At 57.2% G+C, this 17,026-nt stretch carries 16 protein-coding genes; 11 read left to right on the plus strand and 5 right to left on the minus strand.

Annotation, left to right across the window (positions count from 1 at the left end; all coding sequences use genetic code 11):
* Positions 1 to 302: 302 nt before the first annotated feature.
* Positions 303 to 587 carry a hypothetical protein gene (locus IE089_RS04025; RefSeq protein ID WP_189475367.1) on the plus strand — a complete coding sequence of 95 codons (285 nt, stop codon included), beginning with the start codon at positions 303 to 305 and terminating at the stop codon, positions 585 to 587.
* A gap of 298 nt (positions 588 to 885) precedes the next feature.
* Positions 886 to 2,307 carry a MutS-related protein gene (locus IE089_RS04030; RefSeq protein WP_189475369.1) on the plus strand — a complete coding sequence of 474 codons (1,422 nt, stop codon included), beginning with the start codon at positions 886 to 888 and terminating at the stop codon, positions 2,305 to 2,307.
* A gap of 181 nt (positions 2,308 to 2,488) precedes the next feature.
* Here the strand turns inward: IE089_RS04030 and IE089_RS04035 are convergent, their stop codons facing one another.
* On the minus strand, positions 2,489 to 3,637 hold the full coding sequence (locus IE089_RS04035; protein WP_189475371.1) for an acyl-CoA dehydrogenase family protein: 1,149 nt from the start codon (positions 3,635 to 3,637) through the stop codon (positions 2,489 to 2,491).
* A gap of 190 nt (positions 3,638 to 3,827) precedes the next feature.
* Here IE089_RS04035 and IE089_RS04040 point away from each other — a divergent pair, with 190 nt between their 5' ends.
* From IE089_RS04040 to IE089_RS04050, 3 genes are all read left to right on the plus strand, one after another.
* Complete coding sequence (locus tag IE089_RS04040; RefSeq protein WP_189475373.1) at positions 3,828 to 5,255, plus strand: aldehyde dehydrogenase family protein; 1,428 nt, start codon at positions 3,828 to 3,830, stop codon at positions 5,253 to 5,255.
* Positions 5,255 to 6,745: a glycerol kinase GlpK gene (gene glpK / locus IE089_RS04045; RefSeq protein ID WP_189475375.1), complete on the plus strand. Its 1,491-nt coding sequence runs from the start codon at positions 5,255 to 5,257 to the stop codon at positions 6,743 to 6,745. Before IE089_RS04040 ends, glpK begins: the two co-directional genes overlap by 1 nt.
* A 278-nt stretch (positions 6,746 to 7,023) precedes the next feature.
* Complete coding sequence (locus IE089_RS04050) at positions 7,024 to 8,922, plus strand: redoxin domain-containing protein (RefSeq protein ID WP_189475377.1); 1,899 nt, start codon at positions 7,024 to 7,026, stop codon at positions 8,920 to 8,922.
* A 75-nt stretch (positions 8,923 to 8,997) separates the two neighbouring features.
* Here the strand turns inward: IE089_RS04050 and aptA are convergent, their stop codons facing one another.
* The 3 genes from aptA to pspF all read right to left on the minus strand — a co-directional run bounded on the left by aptA (position 8,998) and on the right by pspF (position 12,990).
* Complete coding sequence (gene aptA, locus IE089_RS04055) at positions 8,998 to 10,347, minus strand: omega-aminotransferase AptA (RefSeq protein WP_189475378.1); 1,350 nt, start codon at positions 10,345 to 10,347, stop codon at positions 8,998 to 9,000.
* 10 nt (positions 10,348 to 10,357) lie between these two features.
* Positions 10,358 to 11,821, minus strand: coding sequence for a succinate-semialdehyde dehydrogenase (locus IE089_RS04060; RefSeq protein WP_189475380.1), 1,464 nt, complete (start codon positions 11,819 to 11,821; stop codon positions 10,358 to 10,360).
* 134 nt (positions 11,822 to 11,955) lie between these two features.
* On the minus strand, positions 11,956 to 12,990 hold the full coding sequence (gene pspF / locus IE089_RS04065; protein ID WP_189475382.1) for a phage shock protein operon transcriptional activator: 1,035 nt from the start codon (positions 12,988 to 12,990) through the stop codon (positions 11,956 to 11,958).
* Positions 12,991 to 13,213: 223 nt separating this feature from the next.
* Here pspF and IE089_RS04070 point away from each other — a divergent pair, with 223 nt between their 5' ends.
* From IE089_RS04070 to IE089_RS04090, 6 genes are all read left to right on the plus strand, one after another.
* Positions 13,214 to 13,393: a hypothetical protein gene (locus tag IE089_RS04070; RefSeq protein ID WP_189475385.1), complete on the plus strand. Its 180-nt coding sequence runs from the start codon at positions 13,214 to 13,216 to the stop codon at positions 13,391 to 13,393.
* Positions 13,394 to 13,413: 20 nt separating this feature from the next.
* A complete protein-coding gene (gene pspA, locus IE089_RS04075; RefSeq protein WP_189475386.1) occupies positions 13,414 to 14,100 on the plus strand; it encodes a phage shock protein PspA in 687 nt (228 codons plus the stop codon).
* Positions 14,101 to 14,164: 64 nt separating this feature from the next.
* On the plus strand, positions 14,165 to 14,422 hold the full coding sequence (gene pspB, locus IE089_RS04080; protein ID WP_189475388.1) for an envelope stress response membrane protein PspB: 258 nt from the start codon (positions 14,165 to 14,167) through the stop codon (positions 14,420 to 14,422).
* Positions 14,423 to 14,425: 3 nt separating this feature from the next.
* The gene (locus IE089_RS04085) at positions 14,426 to 14,950 is read left to right on the plus strand and encodes a PspC domain-containing protein (protein ID WP_189475391.1); all 525 of its coding nucleotides are present in this window, start codon (positions 14,426 to 14,428) and stop codon (positions 14,948 to 14,950) included.
* 117 nt (positions 14,951 to 15,067) lie between these two features.
* Positions 15,068 to 15,190 (plus strand): hypothetical protein, encoded by a 123-nt coding sequence (locus IE089_RS15765; RefSeq protein WP_268247978.1) that lies wholly within the window; start codon positions 15,068 to 15,070, stop codon positions 15,188 to 15,190.
* Between the two features lie 133 nt (positions 15,191 to 15,323).
* On the plus strand, positions 15,324 to 16,127 hold the full coding sequence (locus tag IE089_RS04090; protein ID WP_189475393.1) for an esterase/lipase family protein: 804 nt from the start codon (positions 15,324 to 15,326) through the stop codon (positions 16,125 to 16,127).
* Between the two features lie 9 nt (positions 16,128 to 16,136).
* Here the strand turns inward: IE089_RS04090 and IE089_RS04095 are convergent, their stop codons facing one another.
* Positions 16,137 to 17,024, minus strand: coding sequence for a DMT family transporter (locus IE089_RS04095; protein WP_189475394.1), 888 nt, complete (start codon positions 17,022 to 17,024; stop codon positions 16,137 to 16,139).
* Positions 17,025 to 17,026: the final 2 nt, after the last annotated feature.

The following is a 17,026-nucleotide window of genomic DNA, read 5'->3' on the forward strand; positions in this document are numbered from 1 at the left end:
CACTTACCAGCGTTCATTATTACAGGGCTTATCTCTTACAAGGTGGCAACTAGAATAGTTGGAGTATCAAATGTGCATCCGAGCAACACATAACAAGGCGGTGTTGTCGCCTTACGGTGGTACAGCCCACTGCGCGGACTGCCCCAAACCACGGTGTTAGCGAGTGTCCGCTCCTGGCCCCAGAGCTGCCGTTCAAGATTTGAGCTAATTCCTGAGGAAACAGACTCAGCCCATACACCTTTGCTCTCGAAGTTACTGTGCACTCCTTATCCATCAAAAATCCGAAGATATTCATTTTCCTAGTGCCATTTGTGGCAATTGTCGCCTTTTTGGCTAACGCAGATCGTGCGTCACCGCTCGACTTTCAAGCTGAAGGTAAAGTGTGGATTATGAGTTGGGAGGGCAAAAATCATGGGATGCCGCTGCTAGTAATCAAAGAGTATGGCGAATCTGGCACTACCAAAAAATTAGAAAGCCATGACTTGCTCCTGAAGCCCGACCAAATTAGCGAGGGCGATGATTTTTACAAAGAGAAGGGCTCCAAAAACTATATTATCAACAAAGTTGAAGTCCAATGTATCAAATAGTGCCCCTTAGATTAGGGTCAGCTATTGGCCCCCTAGCTGCCCTCGGGGACGTGCATCTGTCGTGTAGGAGAGACTGATTCGTGAGCATTTTTGTGGGAACTTATATTTGCTTATGAAGCGTATATTCGCGCGCTTTGTCGACTTTTTGCGTCTGGATAGTCTTTTCCCGTGGCAGGAACATTGGGCCACCAAGAATCGCAGGCATTATGACTTTCGAGTGATATCGAGATTGAGTCGTATTGCACCGCAGGTATTCCCAGGTAAGAGAATCGATGACGTGACCTGGAGTGATCTGTGTATGGATGACGTTTTTCGTAAGCTCGATCGCACCACTAGCCTCATAGGGAGCCAGTATCTCTATGGATTGATGAGATTTAGCGTTGCCGAGACAGGCACACTAGAAAACAGACTGGCTGCCATAAAGAGCCTCGGTGATTCAGCAGAGGGCGATGAGAGATACCATGCGGCTCTAATATCGCTAAAAAATGTACCGGTATCTCCTCTCACCCGCTTGCTGCTAGAGAGGAGAGCTCTTGTCGAGATCAATAAACGTTACGTGTATGGCTGGTCACTTCTCCCAATCATTGGGCTCTCTATTGGTTTGGCTTTTGGCGGAAAGGCGCTGTTTGGCATTACTCTGATATTGATCCTAATTAACTTCATTGCGTCCCGGCTATTCGAGCAACTGGTAGAGAGTGATAACAGCGATCTTTATCATGTCTTGCAACTCGTATCGGGAGCGAAGATTCTTCGTGAAGCGCTGGGCAATAAGGAATACCTTGATAGCGAGACCGCGCTCCCTGAGTTGTCCGATATTACGGCGATGAGGAGGAAACTGTTTGCCCTCTCGTTGAATCAAGGTCACCCTAATCTAATGGTGAGCAACGCAGCTTATCTGTTGAATCTGCTTTTCAATTATGACGCCTTGCTATATTGCATATTTAGGGGATACATCCAGAAACGCATTCCGCTACTTGCATCCTGCCTGCATATGGTCGGTAAATCGGATGCTTATATTAGTGTCGCTAGATACCTAAAAAACACCAGCTACTGCAGGCCATCGATCACTACCAGGCCGACCTTGGAGTTCGAAGCTTGTGTGCACCCGCTGATCGAGAAGTGTGTGCCGAATAGCCTGTCATTATCGTCCAAGTCGGCACTCCTCACGGGTTCAAATATGTCTGGTAAGAGCACGCTTCTCCGGACCATAGGTGTGAACTTTGTTCTTGGTAGATCTCTGTTCTTCTGCCATGCAAAATCAGCTGTCTTACCCGCGGGCGAGGTAATGACATCAATAAACAGAACAGATGTAATGTCGGAAAGCACTAGTTTGTATATGGCCGAGCTTTTGCGTCTCAAGGAAATTCTAGAGGCCTCATTCAAGTCTGATTCGGCCTCAATTTTTCTAATCGATGAAATTTACAGGGGAACGAACACCGTGGAGCGAATTGCATCCTCCTCTGCAGTACTCCGTCAGCTTTCTAGCCAAAGCGTCTGCCTGGTGACAACACATGATGTCGAGCTTTCCGAATTACTAAACGACTCGTACCAGCTTTGGCACTTTGCGGAAACCGGCGACGTAGAGCGACCATTCGACTTCAAACTGAAAGCCGGACTAAATTCCGAACGTAACGCCATTAAGCTCATGGAGCGAGTCGGTTACCCTGCGATAATCGTGGATGAAGCCAGAGCCTTGGCTAACGTGAGTGGTAAGGCGTAGTGGGCATTGATCTCCGGTGGAAACGTCCGCATATGGCCCCAAAGCGGACATTCGACTACCAGCAATAAATGTCCTCTTTGAGGGGAAAGCGGACACCGTCAGTCGCGGCCTGAAAAATTCGCAGCGCCATAAAAAAGCCCGGCAGTGCCGGACTTTTCTGCTTTTGAGAGTCGCCTGAGAATTAGCGACCCAGCATAGTGCGAGCTACCAGCTCGCGCATGATCTCGGATGAACCGCCGTAGATGCGCTGGATGCGGGCATCGGTGTAAAAGCGCGAAATCGGGTACTCCACCGTGTAACCATAGCCACCGAAAAGCTGCAGGCAATCATCAATAGTGCTGCACTGCATTTCACAGGAGGCAAGCTTAAGCATGGCCGCCTTGTCTGCGGTGAGTTCGTCGCGGGCGTATTCGTCAGCACAGGCTTCGTACAAGGCGCGGTTCAAGGCGATTTCCGTTCTCACGTCCGCCAGCTTGAAGCGGGTGTTCTGGAATTCACCAATCGTTTGCCCGAATGCCTTGCGCTCTTTCACATACTCAACGGTGATGTCCAGCGCGCCCTCTGCAGCGGCAACGGCCTGAGCGGCGATGCCGAGACGTTCTCTGGGTAACTCCTCCATCATGATGATGAAGCCTTTGTTGACCTCGCCGAGCAGTGCATTGGCCGGCAGGCGTACGTCCTGGAAAAACAGCTGTGCAGTGTCCGACGTGTGTTGGCCAATCTTCTCGATCTTCTTGCTTTTCTCAAAGCCGGGCAGGGTGACATCCACCAGGAAAAGGGAAGTGCCCTTGGCGCCTTTGCCGGGATCAGTGATCGCAGCCACGATAACCAGGTCGGCGTGGATACCGTTGGTGATAAAGATCTTCGAGCCATTGAGTACCCATTCGTCACCGTCACGAACGGCGTTGGTGCGAATACCCTGCACGTCAGAGCCTGCACCGGGTTCGGTCATCGCCAGAGCGCCGAACACATCGCCGCTAACCATGCCGGGCAGCCATTGCTGCTTCTGTTCTTCAGTGCCGTGGCGGCTGAGGTAGGGCGCTACGATGTTGGAGTGGATGCCGTAGCCGGTGGCGACACCACCGAAGCCCATGCGCGACAGTTCTTCGATCATTGCCAGTGTGACGTGCGGTGTCGTGCCAGCGCCACCGAAGGCTTCATCCACGTCCGGGCACAATAACCCGGCGGCACCCAATGTGCGCCACAGGTCGCGGGGCACAATGTGGTCGTCTTCCCACTGCTCGAAGTGAGGCGCCACTTCCTGCTCGAAGGCGCGGCGTGCCATGTCTCGAAACAGTGTCATTTCGTCGTGGTCGATTGCCTGGTTCATAAGCGAATACCCGTGTGATCTGTAAGTGGGGCGGTCGATGCCCGAGCGGCGGATTATGACAGAATCCGCCCGTCTCGCCCATGCCAGATGAGCCCGTACTAACCCCCTCAGGGAAGGTAGCCATGGCGGCGCGCGGTGCTACACTTAGCGGCTTCGCAAACAGTCGTCTAAAAACAACAGGAGTACCGCAATGCGCGAATACAAGCAGTTTTATATCAATGGCGAATGGGTCGATCCGGTAACCCCTAACGAACTGGACGTTATCAATCCCGCCACAGAGGCCGTCTGTGCCCACATCTCACTGGGTTCGGAAGAAGACATCAATCGTGCCGTAGCAGCCGCCAAGAGTGCTTTCCAAACCTTTGGGTTCACCTCGCGGGAAGAGCGCCTCGAACTGCTGGAGAGCTGCATTGCGGTGTACCAGAAGCGTTACAACGACGTGGCTGACGCCATTCGCGAGGAAATGGGTGCTCCGGTGGGCCTGGCAACTACTGCACAGGCGCACACCGGCCTGGGCCACCTGGAGCAGGCCGCCAAAGTCCTGAAAGACTTTCAGTTTGAGGAAGACCTAGGTCCACACCGGGTGTTCAAGGAGCCCATCGGCGTCTGCGGTTTGATCACACCCTGGAACTGGCCAGTGAACCAGATTGCCTGCAAGGTAGCCCCTGCGCTGGCAGTAGGTTGCACGATGGTATTGAAGCCCAGTGAAGTTGCTCCCTTGTCCGCCTACATCTGGACTGAGATTCTGGACGAGGCCGGCGTCCCCGCCGGTGTCTTTAACATGGTGAATGGCGATGGTGCCGTTGTGGGCACTGCGCTGTCACGCCACCCGGATGTGGACATGATGTCCTTCACCGGTTCCACGCGGGCCGGCACCCTGGTGGCGCAGAACGCAGCGCCTACCGTGAAGCGTGTCACCCAGGAGTTGGGCGGCAAGTCGCCTAACATCATCCTGGATGATGCCGACCTTGAAACCGCTGTGACCGGTGGCCTGTTGCACATGTACAACAACACCGGACAATCCTGTAATGCACCTTCACGCATGCTGGTACCGGCTGCCAAGCTGGCTGAGGCAGAGGAAATCGCCAAGCGAGTGACCGAGAGTGTGGTTGTGGGAGATCCCACTCAGGAAGCAACCACCATGGGCCCGGTAGTGTCCGAGCTGCAGTACAACAAGATTCAGGGCCTGATACAGGCGGGAATTGATGAGGGCGCGAAGTTGGTTTGCGGCGGCACGGGTCGTCCCGATGGCATCGACAGCGGCTACTTCATTCGTCCAACGGTCTTTTCGGGCGTCAATAACGAGATGACCATTGCGCGGGAAGAAATCTTCGGCCCTGTGCTGGTGATGATTCCTTATGAAACGGAAGAAGAAGCCATTGCCATCGCCAATGACACACCCTACGGCCTGGCTGGTTATGTGCAGTCCGGCGACATTGACCACGCGCGCAAGGTTGCCACCCGCATCCGCGCCGGCAATGTCCACTTGAACGGCGCCTCTGGCGGCTACGATGTGCCCTTCGGTGGCTACAAGCAGTCTGGTAATGGTCGCGAGTGGGGGCACCACGGCTTCACTGACTTCCTTGAGATCAAGGCGGTTGAGGGCTACGCCGCCTGATGGCCAGCTTCATCCTGGCGATTGACCAGGGCACGACTGGCAGCACCGTTGCGCTGATGAATCAGCGCGGCGATGTTGTCGCAGCGGTGAACCACGAGTTCCCGCAGATATACCCGCAGCCGGGCTGGGTCGAACACGACGCTGGCGATATCTGGCGCTCGGTGGAGAAGGGTATTGCCTCGGTGATGCGCAAGAAATTGTGCAAGCCCGGTGACATCGCTGCCATCGGTATTACCAACCAGCGCGAGACCTCACTGCTGTGGGATCGTATAAGCGGTGAGCCGCTCAATAACGCGATTGTTTGGCAATGTCGGCGCACCACCGACTTTTGCGAGTCGCTCAAAGCCGCCGGCCATGAGAAGCGCGTCAAGCGAAAGAGTGGGTTGGTGCTGGACCCGTATTTTTCAGCGAGCAAGTTCCGCTGGCTGCTCAAGAACACCGCCGGCGCTCGTGCCAAAGTCAAAGCGGGCAAGGTCGCCGGTGGCACGATCGACAGCTACCTGATCTGGCAACTCAGTGGCGGTGACACTCACGTCACAGATGTCTCTAACGCGTCTCGAACGTCCTTGATGAACCTGAAAACCCTGGACTGGGACAGCGAGCTGCTGGACCTGTTCGAGGTGCCGCGATCCATCCTGCCAACCATCACACCCAGCAGCGCTGTCCTTGGCCACACGCGAGGCGTGCGAGGCTTACCGGATGGCATACCTATTGCCGGAGTTGCGGGTGATCAGCAAGCGGCCCTGTTTGGTCAGGCCTGTTTTGCCAGCGGCGATGCCAAGTGCACCTTCGGCACTGGTTCGTTCATCCTAATGAACACCGGCGATGCGATTCTCCAATCCCGCGCGGGGCTCCTTACTACCGTGGGCTGGCAGCTGGGTGAAGGGCGCAAGCCCGTGTATGCGCTGGAAGGTGGTGCCTTTGTTTGTGGCGCTGCCGTGCAATGGCTGCGCGATGGTCTCAAGATCATCAAGCGTGCGCCGGACGTCGAGACCCTGGCGAAAACCGTTGCTGATCATGGCGGGGTCGAGTTCGTCCCGGCGCTCACCGGGCTGGGGGCGCCGCATTGGGCACCCGATGCCAGGGGTACTATCAGCGGCCTCACGCGGGGCTCTGAGCAGGGGCATGTTGCCCGGGCAACATTGGACGCCATGGCGCTGCAGAATGCAGACATTCTCGTGGCCATGGAGCGAGATCTGGGCAAACGCATGAAACCGCTGCGAGTGGATGGCGGCGCCGCTGCCAATGACCTGCTCATGCAGATTCAGGCAGATGTGCTGGGCCGACGCCTGATTCGTCCGCGTGTGATTGAAACGACTGTAGCCGGCGCCTGCTACTTGGCAGGCTTGGGCGTGGGCCTATGGTCGGGCACGGGAGAGTTGCGCAAGGTATGGCAGGCGGAGAAAGAGTTCAAAGTGCAAATGTCGGCCACTGCCAGGCGCCAACGTGTCGATAAATGGCGCCAGGCCCTTGAGCGGACCCTGCTATAGCAGCCTCGCTGCGTGCTGCTATGGCCGATGTACTGCCTTTCAAACGCCCCGCGCCCAAATCAAAGACCCTTTGTCGTCACGGGCACCATAAATGGCGCGCAGATAAGTCGCGTCGCTTTGATGTGAAACAGGGCAAATTGGTGACGCTTTATCGCTGCGAGCGCTGCGGTAAGGAGCGTGTGAGCACCGATTAATGGCCAAAATTAACCACATTTAAGTCGTCAGGCCCGATTTTGCGCGGTTACAATTCGAACACAACTCAAAACAGAGTCGGTCCTATGCGTGTTTTTGCAAACCTGACGGCAGCGGTAGCCGCCGCCTTCTCACTGTCAGCTGTCGCCACGGTTGATAACTTCGTATTGCTGGATCAACACGGCAAGGCGCAGGAACTGTTCTATCACAAGGAAGCCCCGGCGATTGTGCTGATGGGCTACGACGCGCAATGTGCCGCCCTCGCCAGTTCAGCCACCGAGCTCGCCGCTTTGCAGCAGGAATATGCCGAAGATGGTGTGCAGGTCATGCTGGTTGATGTCGCCGGTGCCGACAGGGCAACCCTGGCCGGTAGTGCGAAGGCACAGGGTATAGACCTGCCGGTGTTGCAGGATTCAGCCGGTGTCATTGCGCCGTCACTGGGTCTGGAAGCCGGCGGTGAGGTCATGGTGATAGACGCGAGGGCGCGAGAAGTGGTTTTCCGCGGTGGTATCAGCGCCGCCTCATCGGCGTCTATCGATGCGGGTGACGCGGTGGCAGCGCTGCTGTCAGGTGTCGATGTCACGGGCGACATCACGGCGCCGGTAGACTGCCCCACGGTGGCTCAGGCACCGGTAGATGTGCCCGACTACACCGACACCATCGCGCCGATGTTGGTCGACAATTGCGTTGCCTGTCACCGTGAGGGGGGCATCGGTCCCTGGGCGATGTCTGAGTACCGAATGATTCAGGGTTTTGCGCCCATGATCCGCGAGGTGGTGCGCACCAAACGCATGCCTCCGTGGCATGCAGATCCCGAAATTGGTCACTGGCAGGGCGATGCCGGTTTGGGTGATGAGGAAACCGCGCAGTTGCTGGCCTGGATTGAAGCAGGTGCGCCGAGAGGCGAGGGCGCTGATCCATTGAAAGCCGTGGAACCGCTCTCAGCCGAGTGGCCCTTAGGGGAGCCCGACCTGGTTCTTGAAGTGCAGCCTTACGACATTCCCGCCACCGGCATCGTGGACTATCAGTTCCCGGTTGTCCAAAACCCGTTGGACCGTGATGCCTGGGTGCGTGCGGCAACCATTATCCCGGGTGACAGCAAGGTGGTTCATCACGTGTTGATGGGCTCCGCAGACGAGCCGCCCGCTGATAGCGATCGCGAGAGCGTCTTCCAAAACTACATCATGGGTTATGCCCCGGGTAATGAGTCAGCCTTCATGCCTGAAGGCACGGGTGTGTTTGTGCCCGAGGGTGGTGTCTACCTGTTCCAGATGCATTACACTCCCTACGGCAAGGCCACAACCGATGTGACAAAGGTGGGCTTGTACTTTGCCGATGAGCCGCCAGCCAATTACCTGCGTCAGCAGGTGGTGCTGAACCCGCGAATCAACATTCCCGCGGGTGCGCCAGCGCACGAGGAATCGGCGTACTTTACCTTCTGGGAGGATGCCACGGTGTATTCCCTGGTGCCTCACTCACACTACCGTGGCCGCAGCAGCACCTTTGAAATGGTGTACCCAGACGGTCGCACCGAAGTGGTGTTGTCAGTGCCCAACTATGACTTTAACTGGCAGCGCACCTACGAGTTTGAGCAACCTATCGATGTGCCCGCAGGGACTCAGATTATTCACCGCACCGTGTACGACAACTCTGCCAACAACCCGGCCAACCCTGCGCCGGAGGAAGCCGTTCGCTGGGGCCTCCAGTCTGCCGAGGAGATGCTGTACGGCTCCGTCAGTTACAGCTGGAAGCGCGAGAGCAGCGATGCGCCTATCCACAGCAACCTCACCGCCGATACCGCTCAATGGATGGGCTTTATGGACAGCAACATGGACGGGGAGGTCGCAAAGGCAGAGATGCCATCGCGCCTGCGCGACTCCATCGGCTGGCGTTGGTGGTTCCTCGATGCGGATAAGAACGGCACCCTTAACTTGCCGGAGATGGAAGCGTTGGTGAAACGCCTGTCAGAGCAAACAGGTCCCTAGCCGATTCTTCATTCACAAAAAAAAGCGCGCCAGTGGCGCGCTTTTTTTTGGAGCAGACAAAGTGCCCTAAAAGCCTTAGCCCGTCGCGACGGCAGGTGAGGAGGGTTGGCCCAGTACCTCGGTCACGCTCTGACGGAAACGGCTGATGAACAGGTCGATTTCCTGGTGGCTGATGGACAGGGGCGGCGACATCACCATGTTGTCGCCAACAGCGCGGCACAGGAGGCCGTTGTCGAAGCAACGCTGGTGGATCTTTGGCCCCAATGATTTCGCGGGTAGTTCCATGGGATCAAAGCTCACTGCGCCCAGCAGGCCGTAGTTACGTATGTCGATCACCTGCGGCAGGTCTGCGAGGCTGTGCAGGGCATCTTCCCAGTACTTGCCTTTTTCGCCACTACCACAGGTCAGCAGGCCTTCCTGCTCGTAGATATCCATGGCGGCAAGACCGGCTGCAGCTGCCACAGGGGCGCCGGCATAGGTATTGCCGTGAAAAAACTCTGGCAGCGTGTTGGGTGCTGCATCGAAAATGGCTTGCTGAATCTCGTCTTTGATCAGCACGGCGCCCATGGGCACGGTCCCGCCATTGATGCCCTTGGCCGTGGTCATGATGTCGGGCACGACGTCAAACTCGGTGGCGGCAAACGCTGAGCCTGTGCGACCGAAGCCGGTGATTACCTCATCGAAGATCAGCAGGATGTCGTGCTTATCGCAGAGCTCGCGAACTTTCTTCAGGTAACCCTGAGGCGGCGGTACCATGCCGCCGGCACCGGAGACCGGCTCAATGATCACCGCGCAGATGCTATCGGCGCCGCGCATGGCCACGATGTTTTCGAAAGCCGCTGCCATTTCTTCCGTGCCGTGCGCTGGGCTGCCACGACTGAACGCGTTGCGTGATATATCCAACATGCCGGGAAGGAAGTCCACGCGGTCCAGTACCGGGAAGCCGTGACGGTTGGTGGGCAGGCCCTGCATGGAGGTGCCACCGACATTCACACCGTGGTAGCCCTGTTCACGGGATATGAAGCGCTGCTTGCCGCCCTTGTCGCGCGCATGCTGGTACAGGTGTGCGATTTTAAGCGCGGTATCTACTGCCTCAGACCCGGAGTTGGTAAAAAACACGCGATTGATGTCTGCGGGCGTGTGTTGGGTGATGCGCTGCGCAAATTCAAAGCCGGGCGGTGTGCCAAACTGGAAGGGAGGCGCGTAGTCCAGCGTCATCAGCTGCTTGTGAACCGCGTCGGCAATTTCACGGCGCCCGTGGCCAACGTTGCAGCACCAGAGACCCGCCGTAATATCCAGAACCTCAGAGCCGTCCTGCTTGTACAGGAAGCAGCCCTCGGCACGGCTGAAGATACGCGGGTTGTCCTGAAAGGCGCGTACGTTCGTGAAAGGCAGCCACCAGTTGTCGATGTTGATGTCGCTCATGTTTATCCCCCTAGCGGTCCAGGCCGCCCATCAGCATGTATTTGATCTCAACGTAGTCGTCGATACCGTACTTGGATCCTTCGCGTCCCGAACCGGATTCTTTAACACCACCAAACGGGGCCATCTCATTGGAGATGATGCCTTCGTTGATGCCGACGATGCCGTATTCCAGTGCTTCGGCCACGCGCCAGACGCGGCCGATGTCGCGGGTGTAAAAGTAAGAGGCAAGGCCAAACTCTGTATCGTTGGCCATGGAGATGACTTCGTCTTCATCGTTGAAGCGCACAACGGGCGCAACCGGGCCGAAAATTTCATTACGAAAGACGGCCATCTGATCCGTCACTTCGGTGAGGATTGTCGGTTCGAAGAAACAGCCGCCCAGGCTGTGACTGCCGCCGCCTAACGCCACCTGCGCTCCCGCATCCACAGAGGCATCGACCAGCGCCTGAACGTCATCAACGGCTTTACGATTGACCAGTGGTCCAACCGTGATGCCATCCTCGAGGCCGTTGCCAACCGTGAGCGCGGAGGTAGCAGCGACAAGCTTCTGCACAAATTCGTCGTAAATGGCGTCTTGCACAAACAGGCGATTTGAACAGACGCAGGTTTGGCCCGCGTTGCGGTACTTGGAGATCAGCGCGCCCTGAACCGCCGCATCAATGTCGGCATCGTCGAACACGATAAAGGGTGCATTGCCCCCTAGCTCCATGGAGGTTTTCTTCATGGTCTGCGCACACTGGGCCTCCAGCATTTTCCCCACCGGGGTGCTGCCGGTGAACGTGAGCTTGCGCACTATGGGATTACCGGTGAGCTCGCCGCCGATATCGCTGGATCCGCCCGCAACAATGTTGATAACGCCGGCCGGCACACCGGCGCGCTCTGCGAGCTCTGCCATGGCAAAGGCAGATAGCGGAGTCTCTGTGGCAGGCTTGATTACAATCGTGCAGCCGGCTGCCAGGGCCGGGGCAGCCTTACGAGCAATCATGGCGTTGGGGAAGTTCCAGGGGGTAATGGCAGCAACCACACCTACCGGCTGCTTGATACACACAATACGCTTGTCGGCGCTGGGGCCTGGAATAACATCGCCGTCGATACGTTTGGCTTCCTCGCCGAACCACTCCATGAAGGCGGCGCCATAAGCGACTTCACCCCGTGACTCGGCCAGTACCTTACCTTGCTCCGCGGTCATGATAATCGCCAGGTCTTCCTGGTTTTCCATAATGAGGTCGAACCAACTTCGCAAGATCTGGGCCCGCTGCTTCGCGGGTACCGCTTTCCAACTGACCATGGCGGCTTCCGCCGCTTCGATCGCCCGGGCGGTTTCGGCCGCGCCCACTTTGGCCACGTCCACGATGGTCTCTCCCGTTGCAGGATTGCTGACAGCAAAGGTCGCGCCATTATCGGCGTCAACCCACTGGCCGTTAATGTAGGCCTGGGTGCGCAGTAATCCGGTATCCGACAAAGACAGCGTCATCGTAGAGCTCCTTCTGGTTGTATAGGCTCGAATAATAGTAGTGCGACAGGGTGTCGGCCATACCTATTCAGGGGGACCCGGCAGCCCGGATTTTTACGTTGTGACGGTGAGTTGCACGAGGCGGGCGAGACTGGTTAGTTGCTGCGGCGCCTGCCTCCCAGGTCATGCTTGCGCACGAGGCCGCGTATCTGGTTGTAGCTGAGTTGGGTTTGTTGGGCGGCTAGTCGCTGGTTGCCGCCAGCACGCACGAGTGCCCGCTCCACCAGCTCGCGCTCAAACTGCGTCACACGTTCCTGCAGTGGCACGGTGTCAGGCCCTCGTATTGTGTCTGGTGAGGGGGCGAGTGGTTGTGCAACATCGTCGGGTTCCGTCTGGATCTCGGGTGCATCAACGTACGGTGATTGAAAGGGATCGGTAACGATATCGTCTACCGGGGAATGGGCGTCGCCCCAGCGATAGAGCGAGCGCTCCACCACATTCTTCAGCTCTCGTACGTTACCGGGCCACTGATGATCCGTGAGCTGGGTGACGGCCCGATCGCTGAAACCGGGAAAGTAATCCCAGCCCAGTTCCGCGCTCATCTGAATGGCGAAGTGTTCTGCCAGTGTCAATGTGTCGCCATGGCGCACCCGCAGTGGCGGTAAGTGCACGATGTCAAAGCTCAGCCGGTCTAGCAGGTCATGCCTGAACTCGCCGGCTTCTGCCATGGCGGGTAGATCGGCATTGGTAGCCGCCACCACTCGCACGTCCACCTGGTGGGTTTTCTGACCGCCGACTCTCTCGAACTCGCCGTACTCAACGAGGCGCAGCAGTTTTTCCTGCAGCCTCGGCGACATGGTGGCCAGTTCATCAAGGAAGAGGGTGCCGCCATCGGCGCGTTCGAAGCGACCCTGGTGACTTCGCGTAGCTCCGGTAAATGCGCCCGCTTCGTGACCGAATAGCTCGGACTCCAACAGTGTTTCAGCCATGGCGGCACAGTTTACCTTGAGCAAGGGCGCGTCCCATCGCGATGACAGAAAGTGAAGTCGCTGAGCGGCAAGCTCTTTACCCGTACCCCGTTCACCCAAGACCAGCACCGGGCGATTAATCGGGGCCAACCGTGAGAGATGGTCTAACGCGGCAGCCAGGGCTGACGAGTCGCCAATCATGCTTTCAGGTGCTCTGCTCATAGGTTAAAAATACCACTAAAGGTAAAAAACACCTAATAAGTAGGAATGGAATAACATTCTGGATGGTAAGGATAGGGCGTTTATGTGGCTTGAAGTCGAATAAAGTCAATAAAAACAACGAGATGCGATTTCTGGCACGAAAGCTGATAAGTACACAGTAAGCGTCAAGGAATGGCGCAATGGAATACACAGTGTCGGCACGGCCGACTGAACGAGGAAAACAATGACGAAAATGGGCAACAAGCGCTACTTGGCATACCTGGCACTGCTCCCACTGGGTTTGGTGATCGCGGTGCTGCTGGATTTGATGATTGCCGTTTGTATGTTGTTGCCCGTCATTGTGATTGTTGAAGCGATTTATCGACTCGGTGACTGGGGGCGCGCTCGCGCCGCCAGCCACTGATTTACTGAGGAGAGGTAACCATGGGTATTTTTTCCCGCATGACCGACATCATTAACTCCAACATCAATTCTCTGCTGGACCAGGCAGAGGATCCGGAGAAGATGATTCGCCTGATTATTCAGGAAATGGAAGACACGTTGGTAGAAGTGCGCAGCTCGTCTGCCCGGGTGATTGCCGACAGGAAGGCCGCCAATCGGCGCCTGACCCAGGTGCAGGCGGAAGCCGACAGCTGGGAAGAGAAGGCCAAGCTGGCTATCAGCAAGGGCCGGGAAGACTTAGCCAGGGCCGCCTTGCAGGAAAAGCAGGCCATCGCTGAGGAGGTCACAGTCGTTGAGGCAGAGCTGAAGGCGACCGATGAGCATATCGGCCAGCTCAACGACGAAGTGGCCCAACTGCAGCAGAAGCTGTCGGATGCCAAGGCCAAGCAGAAGGCCATGATGATGCGCACCAAAACCGTGGAGTCGCGCATCAAAGTCAAGCGCCAGATGCACCGTGAGGCTCTGGACAGCGCTTTCCAGCGCTTCGAGCACTTCGAGCGTCGCATGGATACCCTGGAGAGCCAGCTGGAGTCTATGGACGTGGGCCGCGATGTTCCGCCCGATCTGGCTGCGGAGATCAATGCGCTGGAGGACGATGAGCGCATTACGGATGAGCTGGAGCGTCTCAAGAGCGAGATGAAAGGCGAGGGCGCCAAAGACTCGCAGTGATGCATTGGCGAAACCCACTAATAATGGCAGCATGGTCTGAGCCTGTTGCCTAAGGAAAGAGTGAATGGACCCCTGGGAAGTACTATTTGTCCCCACCATATTGTTCATGGTGATCGTGGCACCGATCTGGATTGTGATGCACTACCGCAGCCTGAATCGGTCTAGCCGCAGCCTCAAAGAGGAAGATCGCGAATCTATCGAACACATGCTGGAGACTGTCGACAAACTGACCGACCGGATTGGCACCCTGGAATCCATCCTTGACGCTGATCATCCGGATTGGCGCAAGTCAAAGACCCGCCCCGGGCGGGACGAGGAGTGATGTATGGGCAATAGAGGCCGCAGACACCGAAACCATTACCAGAACTACCGTCGTAACCAGCGCCGGTTCCAGGCCCGCAAAGGCGGCGGCTGGGGTATGAACCTCTACCGCAACACGCGCGAGGGCAAGATCGCGGGTGTGTGTGCTGGGCTTGCTGACCACTGGGACATTGCGCACTGGGTCGTGCGCCTGCTCTGGGTGGGTGCTTTTATCTTTACGGGTACGCTGGCTCTTTGGGCTTACATTGGCGCCTGGATTCTGTTGGCGCCTCGCCCCATCCGTCGAGACGAGGACAGCTTCAGTGCTGCAGACGTCGAAGACTACGAGGAGGCGGAGATCGAAATGGAATACGACGAGCGGTACCACGATTATCGACCGCGCAAAGTATTTCGCTACAGCGAGGCCTCCAGCATACGCCTGAAGAGGGCCCGTGACCGCCTGGATGCTGCCCTGCGACGAGTGGAAGACATGGAAACCTATGTCACCTCCCGTCAGTACAACCTGAACAAAGAGTTCTCGAAGCTCTAATACCCAACCCCTCACCCCTTTTATCAACTGTGCCCGTAACTCGGGTAGGGGAGAGGTCTGTCTGAAATACGGCGCTTAAACAGTATTCGTCGGGGGTCGAATGGTGTGGAGGTAGAAATGGATGTTGCCATCTGGCTGGATATGCCAGACGTTTTACTCGCAGGTAATTGTGTCTACCGTGAGTTTGTCGTGACCCTGGGTCATGACCTGTTGTTTACCCTGCAGTTTGTTGGCTATTGATTGGCAACAGGGTGGGGTATCAGGGTCTTGGCGCCCGGCCAGTGCGGTTTCGCTGGAAGGGGCTTTGCGGTACTCTGCGGCTACTATAACGATAGCCACCGGGCACCGACTGGTGGGCGCAAGGAAAGACACTATGCACAAAGGCGATAGCGCGGTGTACGAGGAGATGCTGCAGGCAGAACCCGATGTACCGCCACCCTCCGCCTTACTGGCACTCACAGAAGCACACCGCGCAGCCGCAGAGGCCATTACCCTGGTTCTCTCACGCAAAATTGTCGATAAAGCACCGCGAGGAGACGGTCACCCGGTCATGGTGCTGCCCGGTTTCCTGGGCGCTGATGGCTACAACGCCGCTTTTCGGCGCTACCTCACCCGCCTCGGGTACGCGGTGCATGGTTGGGGGCAGGGCAGGAACCTGGGGCCTCAGGAAGGCATTCTTGAGGCATTGCAGGCCCGTATTGATAAGCTGCATGAACGCTATCAGGGCCCCGTGTCACTGGTAGGACACAGCTTGGGCGGTATCTTCGCCAGAGAGCTGGCGCGTGAGATGCCGCAAAAAGTACGGCAGGTGATTTCATTGGGCAGCCCCTTCGGCGAAGGGCGCCTGACGGGGTCCTATCCCTCAAAACTATTTATGGCACTGAACCCGCCAGATGATTTACCCATCGAGCAGGATGAACTGCACCTGGCGCCGCCGGTACCGACCACTGCCATATTTTCCCGTGGCGACGGCGTGGTGAACTGGGTAACTACCCGTCATGGTCAGGGCAGCGGCCACGCGCAGTCGCAGAACATCCGTGTGCGAGGAAGTCACTGCGGCATGACGCTCAATCCCGCCATCTGGTTTTTGGTGGCTGAGCGCCTGGCGGTGCCCAATGGTGAATGGCGCCCGTTCGAGCGCAGCAGTTGGAAAACCCTGCTCTATCCTGAAGCGTGAGCGCAGCGGCTAGCTGCCGCGCTTTAAACGTCTGAGCTGGCCGGGTAAAAACCCCGTCACCAGCGCGGTACCCCCAAGAATCAATAGGCCGCCTCCGAAGGTGTGCCAGCCTATCGCCTCGTCCAGGAACAGGTGGCCAAACAACACGCCAAACAGTGGAATCACGAAGGTCACAGACAGGGCTGAGGTGGGGCCATCGTCCGCAAGAATCTTGAAGAATAAGAGATAGGCCACTCCTGTGCACAATACGCCCAGTGCAATGAGTGCTATTGCGGCATCAGTGGATGCGACCGTGGGACCACCGACCCAGAAACTGGCCGGTAGCAGAATCATGGCTGAGCCCCACAGGCTGCCATGGGCATTCGCGAAAGGGCCGATGCCCTGCGAGGTACTGGCGTAGTACGAGGCAATACCGTAGCAGAAGGTTGCCACCAGTGCGGCTATCACAGGGAGCATGGACGCGCTCGCTTGCACTGAGGCGTCCATCCCGATCAATACACTGACGCCAGAGATTCCGACCACCATGCCCAGCGCCTGGCGCGGAAGGGGCAGTTGCCGGCTGGCAATAGCAGTGATCAAGGCTCCCCATACCGGTGCGGTTGCGTTGATGATGGACAGTAACGAGGCGGAGACTTCTGCGGCCGCATACGCAAACAGCAAAAAGGGCGCCGCCGAGTTGAACAACCCGAGTATCAGGTAGTGACGCCACTGCTGACCTAGCGACAACGCCTTGCGGCCCGCAATGGCCACCACCGACAGGAATACAGATGCCAGTAACAGCCGGCTCTCGGCGATCCAGTAGGCGTTAACCTCGTCACTGGCAATCCGCATGAACAGGAACGAGCCGCCCCAAATGGCGGCCAGGCTGAGTAGTCTAGCTGCGCTGGCGATGTTCATGC

This window comes from Parahalioglobus pacificus (assembly GCF_014652275.1).
Classification (GTDB): Bacteria; Pseudomonadota; Gammaproteobacteria; order Pseudomonadales; family Halieaceae; genus Parahalioglobus; species Parahalioglobus pacificus.

Excerpts from the sequence above, each read along its gene's own strand:
- IE089_RS04030 (WP_189475369.1), top strand. The coding sequence starts at position 886 with ATGGATGACGTTTTTCGTAAGCTCGATCGCACCACTAGCCTCATAGGG.
- IE089_RS04035 (WP_189475371.1), bottom strand. The coding sequence starts at position 3,637 with ATGAACCAGGCAATCGACCACGACGAAATGACACTGTTTCGAGACATG.
- IE089_RS04040 (WP_189475373.1), top strand. The coding sequence starts at position 3,828 with ATGCGCGAATACAAGCAGTTTTATATCAATGGCGAATGGGTCGATCCG.
- glpK (WP_189475375.1), top strand. The coding sequence starts at position 5,255 with ATGGCCAGCTTCATCCTGGCGATTGACCAGGGCACGACTGGCAGCACC.
- IE089_RS04050 (WP_189475377.1), top strand. The coding sequence starts at position 7,024 with ATGCGTGTTTTTGCAAACCTGACGGCAGCGGTAGCCGCCGCCTTCTCA.
- aptA (WP_189475378.1), bottom strand. The coding sequence starts at position 10,347 with ATGAGCGACATCAACATCGACAACTGGTGGCTGCCTTTCACGAACGTA.
- IE089_RS04060 (WP_189475380.1), bottom strand. The coding sequence starts at position 11,821 with ATGACGCTGTCTTTGTCGGATACCGGATTACTGCGCACCCAGGCCTAC.
- pspF (WP_189475382.1), bottom strand. The coding sequence starts at position 12,990 with ATGAGCAGAGCACCTGAAAGCATGATTGGCGACTCGTCAGCCCTGGCT.
- IE089_RS04070 (WP_189475385.1), top strand. The coding sequence starts at position 13,214 with ATGACGAAAATGGGCAACAAGCGCTACTTGGCATACCTGGCACTGCTC.
- pspA (WP_189475386.1), top strand. The coding sequence starts at position 13,414 with ATGGGTATTTTTTCCCGCATGACCGACATCATTAACTCCAACATCAAT.
- pspB (WP_189475388.1), top strand. The coding sequence starts at position 14,165 with ATGGACCCCTGGGAAGTACTATTTGTCCCCACCATATTGTTCATGGTG.
- IE089_RS04085 (WP_189475391.1), top strand. The coding sequence starts at position 14,426 with ATGGGCAATAGAGGCCGCAGACACCGAAACCATTACCAGAACTACCGT.
- IE089_RS15765 (WP_268247978.1), top strand. The coding sequence starts at position 15,068 with ATGGATGTTGCCATCTGGCTGGATATGCCAGACGTTTTACTCGCAGGT.
- IE089_RS04090 (WP_189475393.1), top strand. The coding sequence starts at position 15,324 with ATGCACAAAGGCGATAGCGCGGTGTACGAGGAGATGCTGCAGGCAGAA.
- IE089_RS04095 (WP_189475394.1), bottom strand. The coding sequence starts at position 17,024 with ATGAACATCGCCAGCGCAGCTAGACTACTCAGCCTGGCCGCCATTTGG.